This is a genomic window from Nevskia soli, from assembly GCF_903970205.1.
Lineage (GTDB): Bacteria > Acidobacteriota > Terriglobia > Bryobacterales > Bryobacteraceae > Bog-113.
The window spans coordinates 1-3,343 of sequence record NZ_CAJCHS010000188.1; the positions used below are offsets into that span (position 1 = coordinate 1).

Here is a 3,343-nt window from a genome sequence, read left to right on the forward strand (position 1 = left end):
CCCTCCCCAACCACCCAGTCACGCCCCGCCAAGCCCCACTCCCCTATCTCCCAATCTCCCAAGCCAAGTGGCACATCTCCCCGCGAATCAACTCCGTCCAAGCCAGCTTCACCGCCTGCGGCGACCCCGGCGTCGAGATCACAATTTTCCCCCGGTAAGTCCCCGCCGTCGCGCGCGACAGCATCGCCGCCGGCCCGATCGTCTGGTAGCTCAGCATCCGGAATAACTCGCCAAATCCCGGCAGCACTTTCTCCAGGTTGCGGCTCAGTACGTCGTAAGTCGTGTCGCGCCGCGAAATGCCGGTGCCTCCGTTGAACAGCAGCACCTGCGCATCCGTGTCCGCCAGTTCGTCCAGCACGGTCTTCACATCCGCGGGCTCATCGCGGATCAGCCGATACGCGGATACTTCGTGGCCGGCCTCGGGAATCGCCGTCTCGAGCCACTGCCGGTTCGTGTCGGTCTCCGGCGTCCGCGAATCGCTGACCGTGATGATGGCCACGCGCACCGGCCCTTTTGCGGCCGCCAGCGCCCGGTGCTGCTCGGTGCTCTCTGAACTCATGTTTTTACTATCCGCCACCCCGGTTTGCGGTCTAAGTTGGCAGTAGGCGGATGGAGTCGATCGATGAAGCGGCAATCGCGGAGGCCCGGCGCGGAAATCCGGACGGGTTCCGTGTGCTCGTCGAGCGCCATAGCCGCGCCGTCTATCGCTTGACCTATCGAATGACTGGAAATGAACACGATGCGGAAGACCTGGTGCAGGAGACGTTCCTGCGAGCGGCCAAACAGATCCACCGGTTCGATGGCCGCGCGGCTTTCGGAACTTGGCTGCATCGCATTGCGGCCAATTGCGCGACCGATCTGCTGCGCGCCCGCACGTCACGGGAGCGCCGCATGGTAAAAGCCACCAAGGACGAAGACGGCGCGCAGGAAGTAATGGCGAACGTCGCGGCCGCCACGCCGTCGCCCGAGAGGCTGGCTCTCTCGACCGAGATCCTACGTCTGCTCACGCCGGCCATGGCGCAGCTAACGGAGATGGAACGCGCCGTATTCGTCCTGCGCCATTACGATGGCCGGAGTATCGAGGAAATTTGCGAGGTGATGAAAGTGAAGCCCGGCGCGGCCAAGAACAGCATTTTTCGCGCGGTGCAAAAGCTGCGGCGCGTGTTAGAGCCGGCGCTCGGCCGCGCGGCGAGGACCGCGGTATGAAACACCTTTCCGAACAGGAGTTGACCCAGGCCTATTTCGGCGATGTGACGGCGGAAGGCCGCCGGCATCTCGAAAGCTGCGCGGTCTGCAAGCGCGAATTGCAAACGCTAGCGGGAACACTAGACGCGCTGAAGGCCATCGAGCCGCCGGAACTCGCGCCGCATTGGGAAGAAGGCGTATGGCGGTCGATCGAGTCGCGGGCCAGCGCTGGATTGCAGCGGCGATCGGCCCGGCCCTGGTGGATGCTCGCGCCCGCGCTGGCGATGGTTGTGGTGCTCGCGTTCGCAGCGGGGATGTGGGTCGAGCGGCGTTCGGACAGCGGCCGCGGGGCCATGGCAGCGAACACCCGCGAACGCGTCCTTCTGATCGCGCTGGGCGATCACCTGGAACGCTCCCAGATCGTGCTCGCGGAAATCGAGAACGCGCCGGAAAGCAAGACCAACGACATATCGGCGGAGCAGCAGCTGGCCAGCCGCCTGGTCGGAGAAAACCGGCTGCTGCGGCTGACGGCGGCGCGCGCGGGCGATGGAACCTCCGCCGCGTTTCTCGCGCAGCTCGAGCGTGTGCTCGTCGAGATTGCGCATGCTCCGGATTCAGTCTCCGAGAGTGAGTTGAATGAGTTGAAGGGCAGTATCGAATCGCAAGGGTTGCTGTTCAAAACGCGGGTAATCGGGAGTAATGCGAAAGAGAAGGGGATGAAGCTATGAAGACGAAATTTTGGTTGGCGCTCGCGGCGAGCGGAGGGATCGCGTTTGGGCAGGATGTCGACCTTGGAGGTGTCGAGAAGGCGTTGCAGCAACTCGATTCCAGTGGATGGCAGAAGCAGCTGGACGGTAGCCGCATGGCACTCGAGAAGCTGCAAGCGCAGATGGCGTTCATGGGCGACAGCCATTTCGAAGCGCTCGATTTTAGCGGGAATGCCTTTCTTGGCAATGACTTCTTCCCGCAAGGCGGCGACGACAGCGGAGAGACCCGAAGCTACTCGCGCGGCGTCCGATCGCTCGACAAGAACCAGTATGAGGATGCGATCCGCAACTTCGACGCGGAGATCGCCGCCAAGGGCCCGCGCGCGGATGGCGCGATGTATTGGAAGGCCTACGCGGAAAATCAACTCGGCCGGCGCGGCGAGGCTTTGAAAACCATCGCCGAGTTGCGCCGGCAGTTCGCGAACAGCCGCTGGCTGAATGACGCGAAAGCGCTTGAACTGGAGGTGCGCGCGCAGGAAGGCAAGCCCGTAAATCCCGGCGCGGAATCGGATGACGAACTGAAGTTGATGGCGCTCAATTCGCTGATGCAGTCGGACCCCAACAAAGCCATCCCCGTCCTGAAGCGGCTGCTCAATTCCAGCCAGTCGCCCGCCATCAAAGACAAGGCCATGTTCGTCCTCTCGCAAGCCGGGTCCGCCGACGCCCGCCAGGTGCTCGCGGAACAGGCCCACAGCGGCAATCCGGACGTACAAGCCAGCGCCATCCGTTACCTCGCCATGATCGGCAGCGATTGGTCGCGCACCGAGTTGGCCAACGAGTACCGCGCCTCCAACGATCCGCATATCAAGCGCGAGATTCTGCAGGGCTTCATGATCTCCGGCGCGAAAGACAAGCTGCTCGACCTCGCGCGCAGCGAGAAAGATCCCGAGTTGCGGAAGCAGGCCATCAACACCCTCGCGCAAACCGGAGGGAAAGACGAGCTATGGACGCTGTATCAGTCCGAGCAAAATGCGGATCTGCGCCGGCAGATTGTACAGTCGATGCTCCTCGATGGCGATTCGGCCCACTTACTCACCATCGCGAAAACCGACCGCGACCCGGCCATCCGCAAGCAGGCCATCAACACGCTGGCGCTCACCGGCTGGGGAAAAGATAGCGGAGAGATGGCGAACTTATATCGCTCTGAAACCGATCCGCAGCTGAAGCGCGAAGTAATCAATGGCTTGTTTCTGGAAGGCAACGCGAAAGTCCTGGTAGAGCTTGCGCGGCAGGAGAAAGACCCTGAGCTGAAGCGCGACATGATCTCGCACTTAGCCTTGATCCACTCCAAAGAATCGACGGACTACATGATGGAGATCCTCAAATGAAAACGCTCATACCGATCTTTATAGCTTCGGCGCTTAGTGCGCAGACGCCGTCGGTTAGTAACG

Annotated in this window: 4 protein-coding genes; 3 read left to right on the forward strand and 1 reads right to left on the reverse strand. The window is 62.2% G+C overall.

The genetic code is table 11. From position 1 onward, the window contains the following. Positions 1-43 precede the first annotated feature (43 nt). Positions 44-559 (reverse strand): MogA/MoaB family molybdenum cofactor biosynthesis protein, encoded by a 516-nt coding sequence (locus tag H1Y01_RS08560; protein ID WP_180540024.1) that lies wholly within the window; start codon positions 557-559, stop codon positions 44-46. A gap of 50 nt (positions 560-609) precedes the next feature. Between H1Y01_RS08560 and H1Y01_RS08565 the strand changes: the two genes are divergently transcribed. The 3 genes from H1Y01_RS08565 to H1Y01_RS08575 are packed head-to-tail and all read left to right on the forward strand — an operon-like array spanning position 610 to position 3,280. Next, on the forward strand, positions 610-1,206 hold the full coding sequence (locus tag H1Y01_RS08565; protein ID WP_180540025.1) for an RNA polymerase sigma factor: 597 nt from the start codon (positions 610-612) through the stop codon (positions 1,204-1,206). Further along, complete coding sequence (locus H1Y01_RS08570) at positions 1,203-1,913, forward strand: anti-sigma factor family protein (protein WP_180540026.1); 711 nt, start codon at positions 1,203-1,205, stop codon at positions 1,911-1,913. Before H1Y01_RS08565 ends, H1Y01_RS08570 begins: the two co-directional genes overlap by 4 nt. After that, a complete protein-coding gene (locus H1Y01_RS08575; protein WP_180540027.1) occupies positions 1,910-3,280 on the forward strand; it encodes a HEAT repeat domain-containing protein in 1,371 nt (456 codons plus the stop codon). Before H1Y01_RS08570 ends, H1Y01_RS08575 begins: the two co-directional genes overlap by 4 nt. The last annotated feature ends 63 nt before the right edge of the window (positions 3,281-3,343 follow it).